Below are 16848 nucleotides of genomic sequence, written 5' to 3'. Positions count from 1 at the left end.
AGGTTAAATAAAAACGGCTCGCTTTATTAGGCTAGCCGTTTTTGTATTTAATACCTAAATAACCCAAGTTTTGCGACAATCCCTTGTTCAAGATCATTGAGTTGCTTTATCGTATCGTCGAGGTGCTCAGCTTCTTGGGCAAGCGATTTTGCGCCGTGGTTGATTTTTTCCATAGTGACTAATATTCCTTGTGTAACAAACGTTTGCTCTTCTGAGCTTGCCGCAATGCGTTCATTCATTAGATTAATTTCATCAACTTGCTGCGCAATGTTATGAAAAATGCGCTGACTTTGTTGGTTTGCAGTCGTCACTTGATTACTTACATGTTTACTTTTTTGTGTGGCAGCAACACATTCACTGGCGTTGGTTTGCAGTGCAGTAATAATGTTTTCGATTTCAGATGTGGAATGATAGGTTTTGCTTGCAAGTGCGCGAACTTCATCAGCCACCACAGCAAAGCCACGACCAGACTCTCCAGCCCGAGCGGCTTCAATGGCAGCGTTAAGCGCCAGTAAGTTAGTTTGTTCGGCTATACTTTTAATTACATCAAGTACTTGGCTTATCTCGCTGCTGCGACTATCAAGTTGTTCTACCACTGTTGAAGTATGATCTAATTGATTTTCAAGATCGCTTATCAAGCTGCTGTTATTACCCATCGATAGCTCACCGTCTTGGCAGAGTCCTTGTACTTGTACTGTTTGCTCTGCTGTTTGCGTTGCGCCAAGTGCAATCTCCTTGGTGGCAGATGTTAATTGGCTGAGTGACAAGGTCGCGGCATCGGTTAATTGGTATTCTTGCTCGGCTTCATGTTTAGAGCGCACTGTTGCTTCGTTGACTGCTGCGGCAATCACTTCAAGCTCAGTGGCTGTTTGGCCAAGACTGGCGATGATCTGTTGAACCTCATTAATAAAGCGATTAAACCCTGCGACTAAATGTCCTATTTCGTCACTTGATTGATAGTTGATTCGTTGAGTTAAATCGCCAGAGCCACGGGCAAGCTCATCCACCAATTGATTAACGCTGACAATCGGTTTAATGATCAGCATTTTGCATACGCTAAGAATAATAATACCCAACATAGCAAAGGAAATGGCAAGGGTGATAACCATGGTACTTAATGCTTTGTTGATGCTGTTATTTAATTGATCTTGGCTAAAGCTAATATGAATCGTGCCAATTTGTTGCTCTGAAAATGTCAGTGCTATGTGTTGTTTGAGCAATTGCTTCGTTGCATCACTGGGTTTATCGAGTCGTCCGAGTTCAATACCTCGATGATCAATAACAGTGAGCTGTTGAATATCTGAGTTTTTGGCAAAAGCGTGCAATATTTGCGCTATCAGTGGTTTATCATAGGAAAATACCGGCTCAGCTAAAATAACCGTTAATTGCTGTTTTATCGCATCAATATTGTTATGCCATTGTTGTGTTTCATCATTCTTTAGCAACATGTAATTAGCCCCAATCACAAAACTAAAAGTAACAAGTAAACATATACTCAGCGCGGTGATTATTTTTCTTTGTAATGATTTCATGGTGTGTTGCTGCTTTCGTTAAGTGGATCAAACCACAGAGAAGGGTGTGATAGCGGCGTGTCTGATGACAAGCTAGGATTTTCTAATGGGATCACTGTGCGCGCTGCTAAGTTTGCTTTAGCTAGCACCATTTGCACTTGGCTGTCGTCAAAAAACATACTGGAAAAAGTACCATCGGCAATCATCGCTTGTAATGCGTTACTAAGTTGGTTAGCGAGAGTGTGGTTATCTTTAGCAACAAAAAAATATAGCGGTGCGGTGTACTTTAATAAAATATAGGGGTCAACGGTCAGATTTAATTCTTGATGAGTGGCTATTTCATCCCATGGTTCGTTGACACCACGAGGAAAGTAGTCAAAACGATTACCTTCAAGCATAGGGAAAAGGTTAGGGTATTTAAGCGTGGTAAGTACCTCTAAACCATTGGCTTTTAAAATTTGTGTATCGGGCCAAGTTTTCCCTTGTCCGGCAGAAAATTCTTTAAGTTCAGAAAGTTGGGTTACATGTTTAAATATATCGCGATTTTGCTGGGTGACAATGGCGACCCGCATGCCAAGCAAGCCTCTAAATAGCGGAATATAAATAGCTTGATAGTCTTGCTCAAGTTGTTGGGAGGTCATACTCCACATCACATCTAACTGACCATTTTTTACATCATTTAAAATACGCGCATTTGAAATGTCTTTATCACTTTCATAAGGATGGATATAGGTAAGGTTTTGCCTTGCTAATGCGGTTAGTAATAGCTTGTGCGGTAACGAAGTATCACCTGAATAACTTTGTAATTTGATTGCGGCGGCGTTGCAATAGTGACTGCCGAAGAATACCAATATATAGAGTAAATAGCGCATAAAGACCATGTTGTTATTATTGTGTTAATAATAAACTACGGCGCTTTTGTTATAAGCTCAACAGTTTGTTTTATGCATACGTATTCAAGCCACTTCGTCGTCAAGCTGTTATTTTTTTTGAGTTCCGACACGCTATGTTTGTTAAGTTAAATTTTATTACGGATTAAATCGCGAACAATAAAACGAGCAGGGTGGATTGCTTGGCTTACTCGCTCACTTAATGGCAGTGGTTCATCGTTAAGTGCAGCAATTAAATGTTCCGCACACAAAGGCGCGCTGCACAAGCCGCGAGCACCAAACCCGGTTAATAGGTGCAAACCTTGTTGCGGTTTTTGCAAAGCGTGATATTGATAACGTTTGCCCAAGCGTAAATTGGCAAACGCTTGAATATAATCACTTTGCTGCGGCCATTCTCCAGCCATCGGAAGGTGATCAATAAAGCTACAGCGTACCGCGGCTTTGGCCGCAGTGATTTTACCTAAATTACTGGCAAAGTCGGTTTGCCCATAAAAGCTCAGTAGTTGCTCGCGATTAGTTTGATTGTCTTGCTCGGTGACTGCACGGCTTTTTGAGTTTTTCTCAAACGTTGCGCCCATGCAATGATGATCTAAGTATGCGGGAGTAAAATAGCCTTTATGGCATAACACCGTTTTTAGTTTACGTGATGCAGGACTTGCTTGTAGATGGGATACTTGACCACGCACGCCAACAATTGGCAAAGATTGAGTTTGTGTAAAGCGGTCACTGTGCTCGCCCGCGCAAATAATGACATCACTAAATGGGCCAAATTGTTGCCCTTGGCTTTTTAGCAACCAGCCTTGCGAGGTTTTCTCAAGCGCTTCGATATCACAATTAAAGTGGCTCTGGATGGGGGTAAGTGCATGGGCTTGTTGAAATAGCGCATTCACTAATTGAGGAGGATTTAGCCAACCGCCAAGTGGAAAATATACGCCTGAGTAGCCTGTACTTACACCAGCAATTTCATCACCTTGCTCAGGCGTTACGCTGTGCATGAGTTCAGTTGGCCACAGCTGTTTGTTTTCAATATTTTGATGACGATCGGTTAATGGTTGTTTTACCGCATGTTGTAAAACGCCACACCATTGATGATCATAGTTAAAACCATTGTCAGTTAATTGTTGATATAAGCGTTTTGCGTATAAAAAACTATGTGCAAATAGCTCACTGTGTGGTGAATTTTTGGCTTGTAAATGCGGATAAACCGCGCCTTGCACATTATGCGATGCCCCCATTGCCAGCTGCGGATCTTGACAAAACAACTGACTGTTGAGCCCTCGTTTGGCTAAGCTATATAAAATCGCGCTGCTAGCAATTCCCCCACCAATAACGGCTACATTGCTCAATGCACTTTGCTGATGAGCGAAATAAGCTGGGGTAGAGTGTGCATCATTGGCATCGGCTAAATAACCAATCAGCATTTCATTTTTTTTGCCATGACCTTTCACTTTTTGTACCGCAAACCCTGCATCAGCAAGACCTCTGCGTACAACACCTGCAACCGTAAAGGTTGCGAACGTGGCATTACTACGAGAAATATCCACCATTGAGTTGAATAAGGCTGGTTGCCACATTTCGGGGTTTTTACTCGGTGCAAAACCGTCAAGATACCACGCATCGATAATACCTGTTTGCGGGTAGCTTATAGCTGCAAGTGATTCTTGCACATCGCCAAAATATAAATCGAGAATAATCTGGCCATTATCAAATTCAAGACGATGACAGCCTGCTAGGTTTATTGGATACTTTTTAAGTAACTGGTCACTTAAGGAGGCTAAAGTTGGCCATACTTGTAAGGCTTTTTTTAGTTCAGTCACTTTAATCGGATACTTTTCAAAGGAAATAAAATGTAAGCGTTGCACGTTTTGTTGTACTAAATTGTGAACTTCTCGATTAGGATGCTGCCTATTGGTTAAATGATTTTTAAATTGCTGCCACGTATTTAAAAAATTAAGCCCAGTACCAAAACCTGTTTCTGCAATAACAAAATGTGTTCGGTCATGATTTTGTAACCGATGCGGCATATTATTTTGTTGATAAAAGACATAATCGGACTCAGCTAGGCCATCATCGTTTGAAAAATAGACATCATTAAAGTTGTCTGCAACGGGTGTACCTAAGTTATTAAAGTGGATTTCAGCGTTTTTGATCATGGCATGCAATGAATGAGTACTTTTTTTCATTATTTTACGTGTTTTCTTTGAAATAGTCTGGCGTTATTTATAAGCTAGAGGTTCAGAGTACAAGTGTACGCTAGAAAGCTGACCACTTTGTCGTAAGTTTCAGCGTAAAATAGAATATAATTTAGTATCAAGCTAAGGTAATTACCCATGAGAAGAGCCGTTATTACGGGCATCGGTGTTGTATCAAGCATCGGTAACAACAAAGAAGAAGTATTAGAATCGTTAAAAACTGGTAAGAGTGGTATCGCTTTTAACCCAGAATTTGCTGAATATAAGTTACGTAGTAACGTATCGGGCAAAATTGATATTGACGTTAAAGAGTTTGTTGATCGTAAAGCAATGCGCTTTATGGGCGATGCCGCTGCCTATTCGTATATCTCAATGGCCGAAGCTATCGCAGATTCAGGTTTATCTGATGAGCAAGTATCAAATGAGCGTACGGGGATCATTGTGGGTTCCGGTGGTGGTTCATCTAAATGGCAAGTAGAAGCGGCTGACATTTTACGTGAAAAAGGCGTAAAACGTGTTGGTCCTTATATGGTGCCACGTACCATGGCCAGCACAACGTCTGCGTGTTTAGCGACACCGTTTAAAATTAAAGGCGTTAACTACTCAATCAGTTCAGCATGTGCCACCTCTGCACACTGTATTGGTAACGCAGTAGAGCAAATCCAATTAGGCAAACAAGACGTTGTTTTTGCCGGTGGCGGTGAAGAGCTGCACTGGACATTGGCAATGGAATTTGACGCAATGGGCGCACTTTCTACTAAGTACAATGAAACACCAGAAAAAGCCTCTCGTACCTATGATGCTAACCGTGATGGTTTTGTTATCTCTGGCGGCGGCGGTATTGTTGTTGTTGAAGAACTTGAACATGCGCTTGCACGTGGTGCACATATTTATGCTGAAGTGGTTGGTTACGGCGCGACATCAGATGGTTATGACATGGTTGCTCCTTCTGGCGAAGGTGCTGCACGTTGTATGCGCCAAGCAATGCAAGGCGTAGACAGCATTGATTACTTAAATACCCATGGTACATCTACACCGGTTGGTGATGTTAAAGAGCTTGGCGCAATTCAAGAAGTATTTGGTGGTAAATCACCAATGATCAGCGCAACTAAAGCAATGACAGGCCATGCCCTTGGTGCGGCTGGTGTTCATGAAGCTATTTTCTCACTACTTATGTTAGAGCACGGCTTTGTTGCGCCTTCAATTAATATTGATGAGTTAGATGAACAAGCCGCAGGCTTAAACATCATCACTGAGCGTAAAGACGTTGAGCTAAATACTGTTATGTCTAACAGCTTTGGTTTTGGTGGCACTAACGCCACATTAGTAATGAGTAAATATAAAGGCTAATTAAAAAGCCACATTACAACTAGAAGCCGAGCAACTTGCTCGGCTTTTTCGTTTTCAAAATGGGTTATGTTCGTTACAATAGCGGCTCTTCGTGCCAACTGGACTTGTTAATGAAAATTCTTGCGGACCAAAACATGCCACTTGTTGAGCAGTACTTTGCTGATTTTGGTGAAGTAACGCGTTTTGATGGTCGTACATTGCAAAGTGAACAGCTAATAGATATTGATGTATTATTAACTCGTTCAGTCACACTCGTGGACGAAGCACTTTTAAGCCATGCGAATAAATTGCAGTTTGTAGGTACCGCTACCATTGGTATCGATCATATTGACACGGATTTACTCAATCAACGCGGCATCACTTTTACCAGTGCCCCTGGTTGTAATGCTGTTGCGGTCGCAGAGTATGTGATCAGCAGTTTGTTTGCGCTGAGCCAAGAAAATGCGACCCCCTTACAGGGCAAAACCATTGGTATTGTTGGTGTTGGTAGCATAGGGAGTTGTTTGCGAGACAAACTAGCCGCGCTTGATGTGACTGTGTTGCTATGTGATCCGCCCAAGCATCAAGCAGGGCAATTAGCAGAGCATTTAGATATTGATGAGTTACTCACTAAAGCAGATATAGTTACCTTTCATGTGCCGCTGGTAACAACAGGTAAGCACAAAACCTTGCATTTAATGGATAAAGCTCGCTTAGCAGCACTTAGGCCAGGCACTATCCTAATCAATGCCAGTCGTGGTGATGTGATTGATAATCAAGCTTTGCTAAACGTGATGCAAAGCGGTGCTAAATTGGATTTAGTTTTAGATGTATGGGAAAACGAGCCGAGCATACTGACTGAGCTGCTTGACTATGTGCGTTATGCCAGTGTGCATATTGCCGGGCATACCCTTGAGGGCAAAGCTCGCGGCACGCAAATGCTCTATCAAAAATTGTGTGGGCTTAAAGACGTACCAGCAAATAAAACGTTAGCTGATTTTTTACCAGTACCTGCCATTACCCACGTCACTTTACAAGAAACTTTCAGCTTTGCTGAGTTGGGTCAATTGATCCATCTTGTTTACGACGTGCGTCGTGATGACGGTATTTTACGCAGTAATTTGGCAACTGATGGTTTTGATAGTTTACGCAAAAATTACCCGATCCGTCGTGAATTTAGCACTGTAAATATCACTGGCGCGAAACATAATAAAGCGCTGTTATCAGGGCTTGGTTTCGTAACCGAATAATATAATTTTAAACAGCGGCCATAAGGGCGGTTGTTAAACGAGGAATACACATGTCACAAAAATATAATGTTGCCGTACTTGGCGCCACAGGTCTTGTTGGCCGCCAAATTATTGAAACGTTAGAAGATCGTAAATTTCCAGTTGATCAATTATTTTTATTGGCAAGTAGCCGCAGTGCGGGCGAAGATATTAAATTTCGCGGTGAAACTATCGAAGTGCAAGACGTTGCAGGGTTTGATTTTAGTCAAGCACATATCGGCTTGTTTTCAGCCGGTGGCAGTGTTTCAGAGAAATACGCACCTATAGCGGCTGATGCGGGTTGTATCGTAATTGATAACACCTCACATTTTAGAAATGACTTTGAAATTCCATTAGTCGTGCCAGAAGTCAACGCAGCAAGCCTTGCAGACTTTAGAAACCGTAATATCATTGCCAACCCAAATTGCTCAACTATTCAAATGATGGTGGCGTTAAAACCAATTTATGATGCATACGGTATTGATCGTATCAATGTATCAACGTATCAAGCAGTATCTGGTGCGGGTAAACAAGCGGTTGATGAGCTCGCTAAACAAACAGCTAATTTAATGAATGCTCGCCCGATAGAAAGTGAATTGTTTCCAAAGCAAATGGCGTTTAATGTCATTCCGCAAATTGATGTTTTTGAAGATAACGGCTACACCCGCGAAGAAATGAAAATGGTCAACGAAACCCATAAAATTTTAGGCGATACTACCATTGCGGTTAATCCGACGTGTGTACGCGTGCCGGTATTTTTTGGTCATTCTGAAGCGATTAATATTGAAACACGGATGCCGTATGATTTTGAACACGTTAAGCAATTACTTAACGATGCCCCTGGCCTTGAATTAATCGATGATGAAGGGGATTACCCAACGGCTGTTTCTGATGCCAGTGGTAACGATACCGTTTATGTTGGCCGATTACGCCAAGATATTTCTCATCCTCATGGTTTAAATATGTGGGTTGTTAGTGATAATACTCGCAAAGGGGCTGCGACCAATAGTGTGCAAATAGCCGAAGAGTTAATAGCTAACTACCTTTAATTAAAGGTGAGAAAAGCGGCCATTTGCCGCTTTTTTATTTTTTAACAGCCAAATAATTGCCGCATAGCAGCTAAAAGCGTATAAACTTAATCTTAACTATAAAAAACTCTTCCAGCTGATAAAGTTTAAGCTATTACGTATCAAAGTGTTGCGATGGATATTAAGCCGCAACTGGTTTATAGTTTGCAACTGGAATAGAGCTTGCAAGAAAGACTTAATTAACTATTTATTTATGTACGTTATTTCTGCAAGAAATAATCAATGTTTAAGCGCCTAATCGTAAGGCGCTGCGTTAACATTTAAACATTAAAGGATCAGCATGCGCGGTTTAGCTTCACTCCTCTTATTAGCGTCTGCATTGGTGGTAACACCGATATACTCCCAAGACGGAGCTCAATTAAAAGGGCCTAAGGGTGTCGATTATGGCGTTCAAGGGCGTTCAATTGGGCCAATCAAGCCAACTGATACGCTATGGCGTATTGCAGCAAAAGTGCGGCCAGATAACTCGGTCAGTATTTATCAGGTTATGCAGGCTTTGTATGAAAAAAACCCGCAATCGTTTTTAGATCAAAACCTTAATCATATGCGTGATGGCGCGTATTTAAAAATCCCGACCTTAACTGAAATTCAAGGTGTAAACCCCGAACTTGCTAAGCAACGCTCTGAGCAAGACGATGAGTTGTGGGAAAAAAAGAAAAACGGTACACTGACAAACAGTGAGATCACCGCATCACAAAAGAAAGTCACCCAAGCGCGTAAAGTGGATGTTGATGAAGCAAAACAAGAATTAAAGCAAGAAATCAACAACATTAAAACGCAGCAAGGTACACAACTGGTTGAACTACAAAAACAGTTCAAATCTTCAGTGGCTAATGTCGAAGAAATTTTAGTTGAGAATAATAAATTAAAGCAACAGCTTACCGGCGTTTCTAAAGAGCTTGAAAACATTCGCGAACAGCTCGGTCAAGACAGCGAAATTCAGCGACAATTGAAAGAATTAATTGCAAAACAAAACGAAATTATAGAGCAACAAAGTGCAAAAAAGCTCGAAGAGACTAGTGAGTTTAATTTTGCTGGACTATTAGCCAATCCGCTAGTTCTCATTCTATTAATGACTATACCTGCATTGTTGATCATCTTTGCAATTGTGATGTTCTTGCGTAAACGCAATAACAAACAAGAGGAAGATATTGATGATGAGTTTTTACCACAAAGTCCAAGTTATAGCGCAGATGATGATATTGATCTAGGACCTTCACTAGACCCAATTATTCCTGATCCAGTACCTAATGATCTTGATGACTTAAGTGTGCAGCTGGACGATGATAAGGATATTTTACCTGACGACGATGACATTATTTTTGATGATAATATCGATGATGGATTTGAAGATGGCGATAGTTTATTAAATCAAGACGAATTAGATGGTTTACTGAGCGACGACATCGTGTTCGATGATGAAAGTGATGAAGCTAAAGAAGAAAATGATGAACTCGATATTTTCATGCAGCAAGACTTTGATCAAACAGACGATGATAGCTTAGGCGACGATATCGACTTAGATATGAAAGCTGACACTGATGATGGTGATATCTTGAGTGCCGCTGATTTAGATGATTTATTCGCGAATGACACTGAACAGCCCGTAACGGCTAAAGCCGATGATGCTCTTGATTCAGATGACGACTTAGCAGCGCTTAGTGAGGAATTAGCAGATGATGATTTTGATATTGATGCCTTGATTGATGAGCAAAGCAGTAATCAATCTGCTGAGCCTGTTGAAGATGATGAATTTGATTTAGATGACATTGATAGTCTGATTGATGAAGCAACAGAGGATAACAGCGTAACAGAGCCCGAGCTTGTCGAAGAAGACGACGACTTTGATGTCGCTGATATCGACAGTCTTATTGATGAAGCTGCAGGTGAAAATAGCGTAGCAGAGCCTGAGCTTGTCGAAGAAGACGACGACTTTGATGTAGATGACATCGACAGTCTTATTGATGAAGCCGCAGGTGAAAATAGCGTAGCAGAGCCTGAGCTTGTTGAAGAAGACGACGACTTTGATGTAGATGACATCGACAGCCTTATTGATGAAGCCGCAGGTGAAAATAGCGTAGCAGAGCCTGAGCTTGGCGAAGAAGACGACGACTTGGATGTAGCTGACATCGACAGTCTTATCGATGAAGCTGCAGGTGAAAATAGCGCAGCAGAGCCTGAGCTTGTTGCAGAAGACGATGAATTTGATGTAGCTGACATCGACAGCCTTATTGATGAAGCAGCGAGCGATAATACTGTAGCAGAGCCAGAGCTTGGTGAAGCAGACGACGAACTTGATATAACTGACATCGACAGTCTTATCGATGAAGCCGCAGAGGATAACAGCGTAACAGAGCCTGAGCTTGGTGAAGAAGATGATGAACTTGATGTAGCTGATATCGACAGTCTTATTGATGAAGCCGCGGATGAAAACAGCGTAGCAAAGCCTGAGCTTGTCGAAGAAGACGACGACTTTGATGTAGCTGACATTGATAGTCTTATTGATGAAGCTGCAGGTGAAAATAGCGCAGCAGAGCCTGAGCTTGGTGAAGCAGACGTTGAGGCAGAGCCAGTTGCAGAAGACGATGAATTTGATGTAGATGACATTGATAGTTTGATTGATGAAGCCGCAGGTGAAAATAGCGTAGCAAAGCCTGAGCTTGTCGCAGAAGATGACGAACTTGATGTAGCTGACATCGACAGTCTTATTGATGAAGCCGCAGAGGATAACAGCGCAGCAGAGCCTGAGCTTGGTGGTGCAGACGTTGAGCCAGAGCCAGTTGCAGAAGACGACGAACTTGATGTAGCTGATATCGACAGTCTTATTGATGAAACCGCAGAGGATAACAGCGCAGCAGAGCCTGAGCTTGGTGGTGCAGACGTTGAGGCAGAGCCAGTTGCAGAAGACGACGAACTTGATGTAGCTGATATCGACAGTCTGATTGATGAAGCCGCAGAGGATAACAGCGCAACAGAGCCTGAGCTTGGTGATGCAGACGTTGAGGCAGAGGCAGTTGCAGAAGACGATGAGTTTGATTTTGGTGATATTGATAGTTTATTAGAGCAACCCACCGATGAAAAGTCTGAGCCTGAAGCTGGCATAACGCCTATTGAAGCAGAAGATGAGTTTGATTTAGGTGATATTGAAAGCTTAACGGATGAAGCGCATAGCACGCAGCTCAATGAAGCTCTTTCTGATTCGATGGAAGAGTTATCGAATGTAGAAGATGAACTTGATGTTGAAGATGTTGAATCGATAGCATCTAGTTTAGTTGATGAATTAGAAGCTGGATCAGAGCTTGCAGACACAGATGATGATTTATTTGCACAAACGAGTGAAGAATCAAGCGATGAGCTGCTCGACGAAGACGATTTATTAGAAGAATATGACGATCCTTCACTAAAAAGCGTTGATGATTTACTTAATGAATTACAGCAAGAAGATGATTACGTAGAGCCGCCGAAATGGTCTGAAGTTGATGAACTCGATGATCAAATTGAGGAAGTTGAAATAGACTTGGGAGATGATCCGCTTGCAGATGAATTTGATTTAGCGTTAGAAGATGAGCCGCTAAGTGCAGATCCTGTGACACCGAGTCTGGAACTTGATGACTATCCTGAGCTTGAACTCAATGATGCAGAAAGTGAGGATAACGAGCCACTCGATGATGAATCTAATGCCGACATACCCGAGCTACAACTTAGTCAAGCAGAACAAGATCTGGCTAATGCAATGGCTGCAGGGCAAGATTTAGATAGTTTAGAGCAAGACTTTGACGATGAATTATTAATTGAAGATGAGTTACTTGCAGAAGATGAATCATTAAGCGAAGCGCCGCAGCCTAACGATACTCTTACGACTAATGACGATGTTAAAGAAGCTGCGACGGACACTGCAGATGCAGCACCGTTAGATAATGAAAAGCACAGTGCTGATCAAGTAACAGGCGACGATGAAGATGATTTGGCTGTCGAACTTGACGATCCCTTTGAGCAACCGCCAGCGCTTGATAGTAACTTAGATGCACAGCAAAATGATTTATCAGACGATCAGCTTGATGATGACTTTATGGCTGATCTTACGCAAACAGATTTTGATGCGTTATTAAGTGAGTTGGCAGAACCTGAGCCGTTAGATATTGATGATAGCAGTGATTTCGACGTTGATTTTAATGCCCTGCTTAGTGAAGATCTTGCGGAACTTGAAGCGTTCTCAGCAACCGATGATATAGGCTTGGCGGAGCAAGTAGATGAAGAAATAACTGCGCCTACAAACGAAGACGAGATCACAGAAGAATTTGTAGATATTGATGCATTGATTGAGCAAAGTGATGATGCAAGTTTAGATCATGAACCTTATGATGATGTGAATATGGATGTCGGTTTGAGTGAGTTTGACGCTTTGTTAGCGGGTGATAATCCAACCGATGTTGATTTAGAAAGTGGTGGTTTTTCAGCTAAACTCGATTTGGCCCGTGCTTACATAGAAATTGGTGATATGGACTCTGCGCTGGATGTTATTGAAGAGGTTATTGCCAATGGCCCTGAAGAAGTGCAAGAAGAAGCGCTAAGTTTAAAAGCTAAATTAGTTTAAATACACATTTTAAAAAAGGGCATAAACGCGCGTTTATGCCCTTTTTTATTTTAAACTTGTTAGCCTGAAGAAAGACCGCGGCGCTTATTTGTAATGAGTTACTTTTATTAGATTGGCATATAGCATAAAATGCCCGTCCTTTAGCACAGTAGGTAAAGCAGTAATTATGCGAGTAGCACTTGGAGTTGAATACAACGGCGCCCGTTACAGTGGTTGGCAACGTCAATCGCATGTAAATAGCGTACAACAAGAAGTAGAAACCGCGCTTTCGCGTATTTGTAACCACCCAGTAGAAATCGTTTGTGCGGGTCGCACTGATGCTGGAGTTCATGGTACTGGCCAGGTTGTGCATTTTGATACCCACGCTGAACGCGATATGGTTGCATTTACTATGGGTATGAACACCTTGTTACCGAAAGATATTGCTATACGCTACGCAAAACCTGTGAGTGAAACTTTTCATGCTCGCTTTAGTGCTACTGCAAGGCGTTATCGTTACGTTATTTATAATAACTCCTTTCGAGGGGCGATATTAAGTGAGGGAGTGACACATTTTCATCACCCCCTTGATGAAACTAAAATGCAACAAGCATGTCAGTACTTAATTGGTGAACATGATTTTACGTCGTTTCGCGCATTGCATTGCCAAGCTAATACCGCGACACGCACCATTCATCATTTATCGGTTGCGCGCCAAGGCAGCTATGTGGTCATCGATATAAAAGCAAATGCATTTTTACACCATATGGTACGTAATATCACCGGTTGCTTAATGGATATCGGTTTGCATAAACAGCAACCTGTGTGGCTTAAAGAGTTACTTGATTTAAAAGAGCGCGCTAAAGCCAGTGCCACAGCGAAGGCGGCAGGCTTATACTTAGTAGATGTCGATTATCCTGAGCAGTTTGAAATTCCAGCAACGCCGCTAGGCCCTTTATTTTTAGCTGATACTGGGGTTTAATTGACGATAATTTGACCGTGTTGACGCAGGCATTTCACTACTAAGACCAGTTTTTTATACCGCCTGTGTGTAATTCATGTTTTAATTGAAAAAATTTGTCTGCCAATAATGATTTGGCAGGAACGCAGCAAAGCACAGAATAGTATTAAGAGAGTTGCAAATGAGTTGGTTAGAAAAAATCCTACCTAAAACAACAAAGTCTTCGGCTCGTAAAGAGATACCTGAAGGTGTTTGGGCGAAATGTACAGATTGTGATTCGATTTTATATAAAGCGGAATTAGAAAAGTCACTCAATGTATGCCCTAAATGCAATCACCACATGCGTGTCAGTGGCCGTAAACGTCTTGAACATTTTTTGGATGATGGCGACCGCCAAGAACTTGGCACACAGCACGAACCAAAAGATATTTTAAAGTTTAAAGACTCGAAAAAATATTCAGACCGTATCGCCGCCGCACAAAAGTCAAGTGGCGAAAAAGACGCGTTAGTCGCGATGAAAGGGCGCTTAAAAGGCATTCCTGTTGCAGCCGTCGCATTTGAATTCTCATTTATGGGTGGTTCAATGGCATCGGTTGTTGGTGCGCGTTTTGTTGATGCTGTTGATCAGTGTTTGGAACATAATATGCCGCTAATTTGCTTTTCAGCGTCAGGTGGTGCACGGATGCAAGAAGCGCTTATGTCGCTGATGCAAATGGCTAAAACCAGTGCTGCACTTGCGAAAATGAGCGAACAAGGCTTGCCGTTTATTTCAGTAATGACTGATCCAACGATGGGCGGTGTATCAGCATCATTAGCCATGCTTGGCGATATCAATGTTGCAGAGCCAAAAGCCTTAATCGGTTTTGCGGGTCCTCGTGTTATTGAACAAACTGTGCGCGAGACCTTACCTGAAGGCTTCCAGCGCAGTGAATTCTTGCTAGAGCATGGTGCCATCGATATGATCATCGACCGTCGTGAAATGCGTGACACACTTGCACGTATACTCGCTAAATTTATGAACTTGCCTTCTACGGAACAAGAGCATAGAGTAGCGTAAATTTCAGCTTTACTGATCACACGCTATGACAAAAAACATTCCTAGCCAATCATCTAGCCTTGATGATTGGCTTTGTTATTTAGAAAGTGTTCACCCAGCAAATATTGCCATGGGGTTAGAACGCGTTGCCAAAGTGGCCAATACCATTGGTTTACTCGACACACCAAGTAAAATAATTCTCATTGCTGGCACCAACGGCAAAGGCACCACTGCCCGCTGTTTAGAAGCACTGCTGCTTGCCCAAGGTTATTCGGTTGGTACTTATGCATCTCCTCATTTAATTCAGTATAACGAACGCGTACGCATAAATGGCGCAGAGCTTGATGATCAATTTCATGTTGATGCGTTTGCCTTGCTCGAGCAGGGCCGTGGTGACACGCCGCTGACTTATTTTGAATATGGCACCTTAGGCGCACTGGCTATTTTTAAACGCCATAGCGTTGATTATGTGCTGTTAGAAGTGGGGCTGGGCGGGCGCTACGATGCCACCAATATTGTTACCCCATTTGCCAGTGTGATCACCACTATCGATTTAGATCATAAAGAGTACCTTGGTGATACGCGGGAGCTTGTGGGTTATGATAAAGCAGGAATTTTTCGTACTGGCACCCCCGCCATTGTCGGCGATTTAAACATACCGCACACAGTGACCGACTACGGTCATGAAATTAACGCGGTGATGCATTTATCTGGGCGAGATTTTATATTTAAAGAGCATGCGCAGAGTTTTAGTTGGCAGTATCAAGCTCATCACTTTGAGTTTGCTAAACCATCCATCCCATGCCAAAACGCGGCGACAGCGCTGACTACATTGGCGGTGCTAAACTTATTACCGAGTGAAGCAGTGATCCGCGATTGTTTAACTAATTTAGTGGTTGAAGGGCGCTTTCAGCAACTAAGCAGTGAGCCTATGGTCTATACTGATGTGGCGCATAATCCTGAATCGGCACGTTATTTAGCTAAAAAGTTAGCTCACCTGCAAGATCAAGGCTTTAAAGTTCATGCGTTAGTCGCTATGCTGGCTGACAAAGACAAAGTTGCGGTATTAAATGAAGTGAACTCGGTAGTTGATACATGGCATTTAGCTGGACTAAATTGCTTTCGTGGCGATAAAGTAGAGAACTTAGCTAAATCGATGAATAATGTGCAAACGCATGCGCCGATTGAGCAATATCAAAGTGTTGATGATGCGTTAGATACGGTGTTGCCACAGCTAGATGAGAAATCGATATTGATTGTATTTGGCTCCTTTTTTACCGTAGCAGCTGCCATTAATTATTGGAAAAAATAGAGAGGAATCTGGTGAACTCAGGCTTTATAAATCGTTTAGTCGGCACAACTATTGTGGTGATTGCAGCTATCGTGTTTATTCCTAACATTCTTGATGGCGAAAAAGTACATTACAAAGAAGGCTTTAAAGCCATTCCTGAACGTCCTGAGTTCAAAACTATCGATCTCCAAGACGCGATAGATGATCAAGTGGCCAACGCTCAGCAGCCAAAAGCAGAAGCTGAGGAAGATATATCAGCAGATGACGAACTGCTCACCAGTGCTGCTGAAATAGTTGTAGAAACAACGCCCGCAGAGCAGAAAATTGTTGAAGCATCAACTAATCAAGCCGCTGCCACAGCAAAACCTCAAGCTGCTGAAAAGCAACCAGAACCAGTACGTAAGCCGGAAGAAAATTTATCGAAAATGGCGTATGTTATTCAGCTGGGTAGCTTTTCACACGCCGCTAACGTTAAATCGTTACAAGCGAAACTCAGTGATAAAGGTTTTAAAACCTTTACTCGTCCAGTTAAAACACCCAATGGCACTTTAACTAAAGTTTTTGTGGGTCCGTCGCTTAATAAGGCGGAGCTTGAGAGCAAACTCCCTGAATTAAAAGCGCTTACTAAACTCAATGGTAAAGTTACCCAATTTGAAGTAACAAAATGATCTGGCATTTAGTGTCGACCTCTTATAGAATGCGCCCCAAA

Annotated in this window: 11 protein-coding genes; 8 read left to right on the top strand and 3 right to left on the bottom strand. The window is 42.3% G+C overall.

Annotated features, from left to right (window positions below):
* Positions 1 to 47: 47 nt before the first annotated feature.
* The 3 genes from ACMVDV_RS07965 to mnmC form a co-directional block, all read right to left on the bottom strand.
* The gene (locus tag ACMVDV_RS07965; RefSeq protein WP_416157752.1) at positions 48 to 1532 is read right to left on the bottom strand and encodes a methyl-accepting chemotaxis protein; all 1485 of its coding nucleotides are present in this window, start codon (positions 1530 to 1532) and stop codon (positions 48 to 50) included.
* Positions 1529 to 2383, bottom strand: coding sequence for a hypothetical protein (locus tag ACMVDV_RS07960; RefSeq protein ID WP_416157751.1), 855 nt, complete (start codon positions 2381 to 2383; stop codon positions 1529 to 1531). Before ACMVDV_RS07960 ends, ACMVDV_RS07965 begins: the two co-directional genes overlap by 4 nt.
* Positions 2384 to 2529: 146 nt before the next feature.
* Positions 2530 to 4554, bottom strand: coding sequence for a bifunctional tRNA (5-methylaminomethyl-2-thiouridine)(34)-methyltransferase MnmD/FAD-dependent 5-carboxymethylaminomethyl-2-thiouridine(34) oxidoreductase MnmC (gene mnmC / locus ACMVDV_RS07955; protein WP_416159066.1), 2025 nt, complete (start codon positions 4552 to 4554; stop codon positions 2530 to 2532).
* Positions 4555 to 4731: 177 nt separating this feature from the next.
* Here mnmC and fabB point away from each other — a divergent pair, with 177 nt between their 5' ends.
* The 8 genes from fabB to ACMVDV_RS07915 all read left to right on the top strand — a co-directional run bounded on the left by fabB (position 4732) and on the right by ACMVDV_RS07915 (position 16807).
* The gene (gene fabB / locus ACMVDV_RS07950) at positions 4732 to 5943 is read left to right on the top strand and encodes a beta-ketoacyl-ACP synthase I (RefSeq protein ID WP_304183500.1); all 1212 of its coding nucleotides are present in this window, start codon (positions 4732 to 4734) and stop codon (positions 5941 to 5943) included.
* 110 nt (positions 5944 to 6053) lie between these two features.
* On the top strand, positions 6054 to 7172 hold the full coding sequence (locus ACMVDV_RS07945) for a 4-phosphoerythronate dehydrogenase (protein WP_416157750.1): 1119 nt from the start codon (positions 6054 to 6056) through the stop codon (positions 7170 to 7172).
* 50 nt (positions 7173 to 7222) lie between these two features.
* Entirely contained in the window at positions 7223 to 8239 is a 1017-nt protein-coding gene (locus ACMVDV_RS07940; RefSeq protein ID WP_304183496.1) for an aspartate-semialdehyde dehydrogenase, read from the top strand.
* Positions 8240 to 8558: 319 nt separating this feature from the next.
* Positions 8559 to 12872: a FimV/HubP family polar landmark protein gene (locus tag ACMVDV_RS07935; protein WP_416157749.1), complete on the top strand. Its 4314-nt coding sequence runs from the start codon at positions 8559 to 8561 to the stop codon at positions 12870 to 12872.
* Between the two features lie 166 nt (positions 12873 to 13038).
* Positions 13039 to 13833, top strand: a complete 795-nt coding sequence (gene truA / locus ACMVDV_RS07930) for a tRNA pseudouridine(38-40) synthase TruA (protein WP_416157748.1) — start codon at positions 13039 to 13041, stop codon at positions 13831 to 13833.
* Positions 13834 to 13993: 160 nt separating this feature from the next.
* On the top strand, positions 13994 to 14869 hold the full coding sequence (accD, locus tag ACMVDV_RS07925) for an acetyl-CoA carboxylase, carboxyltransferase subunit beta (protein ID WP_145241496.1): 876 nt from the start codon (positions 13994 to 13996) through the stop codon (positions 14867 to 14869).
* Positions 14870 to 14894: 25 nt separating this feature from the next.
* Positions 14895 to 16160 carry a bifunctional tetrahydrofolate synthase/dihydrofolate synthase gene (folC, locus tag ACMVDV_RS07920; RefSeq protein ID WP_304184076.1) on the top strand — a complete coding sequence of 422 codons (1266 nt, stop codon included), beginning with the start codon at positions 14895 to 14897 and terminating at the stop codon, positions 16158 to 16160.
* An 11-nt stretch (positions 16161 to 16171) separates the two neighbouring features.
* Positions 16172 to 16807 carry an SPOR domain-containing protein gene (locus ACMVDV_RS07915; RefSeq protein WP_304184077.1) on the top strand — a complete coding sequence of 212 codons (636 nt, stop codon included), beginning with the start codon at positions 16172 to 16174 and terminating at the stop codon, positions 16805 to 16807.
* Positions 16808 to 16848: the final 41 nt, after the last annotated feature.

The sequence above is a fragment of the Pseudoalteromonas sp. ASV78 genome (assembly GCF_047806705.1).
In the GTDB taxonomy this organism is placed as follows: domain Bacteria; phylum Pseudomonadota; class Gammaproteobacteria; order Enterobacterales; family Alteromonadaceae; genus Pseudoalteromonas; species Pseudoalteromonas prydzensis_A.
The sequence above is the reverse complement of the archived record's forward strand: the minus strand, read 5'-3'. Positions and strand labels throughout refer to the sequence as shown.

Coding starts and splice junctions, on each gene's coding strand:
- ACMVDV_RS07965 (WP_416157752.1), bottom strand. CDS start 1,532: ATGAAATCATTACAAAGAAAAATAATCACCGCGCTGAGTATATGTTTA.
- ACMVDV_RS07960 (WP_416157751.1), bottom strand. CDS start 2,383: ATGCGCTATTTACTCTATATATTGGTATTCTTCGGCAGTCACTATTGC.
- mnmC (WP_416159066.1), bottom strand. CDS start 4,554: ATGATCAAAAACGCTGAAATCCACTTTAATAACTTAGGTACACCCGTT.
- fabB (WP_304183500.1), top strand. CDS start 4,732: ATGAGAAGAGCCGTTATTACGGGCATCGGTGTTGTATCAAGCATCGGT.
- ACMVDV_RS07945 (WP_416157750.1), top strand. CDS start 6,054: ATGAAAATTCTTGCGGACCAAAACATGCCACTTGTTGAGCAGTACTTT.
- ACMVDV_RS07940 (WP_304183496.1), top strand. CDS start 7,223: ATGTCACAAAAATATAATGTTGCCGTACTTGGCGCCACAGGTCTTGTT.
- ACMVDV_RS07935 (WP_416157749.1), top strand. CDS start 8,559: ATGCGCGGTTTAGCTTCACTCCTCTTATTAGCGTCTGCATTGGTGGTA.
- truA (WP_416157748.1), top strand. CDS start 13,039: ATGCGAGTAGCACTTGGAGTTGAATACAACGGCGCCCGTTACAGTGGT.
- accD (WP_145241496.1), top strand. CDS start 13,994: ATGAGTTGGTTAGAAAAAATCCTACCTAAAACAACAAAGTCTTCGGCT.
- folC (WP_304184076.1), top strand. CDS start 14,895: ATGACAAAAAACATTCCTAGCCAATCATCTAGCCTTGATGATTGGCTT.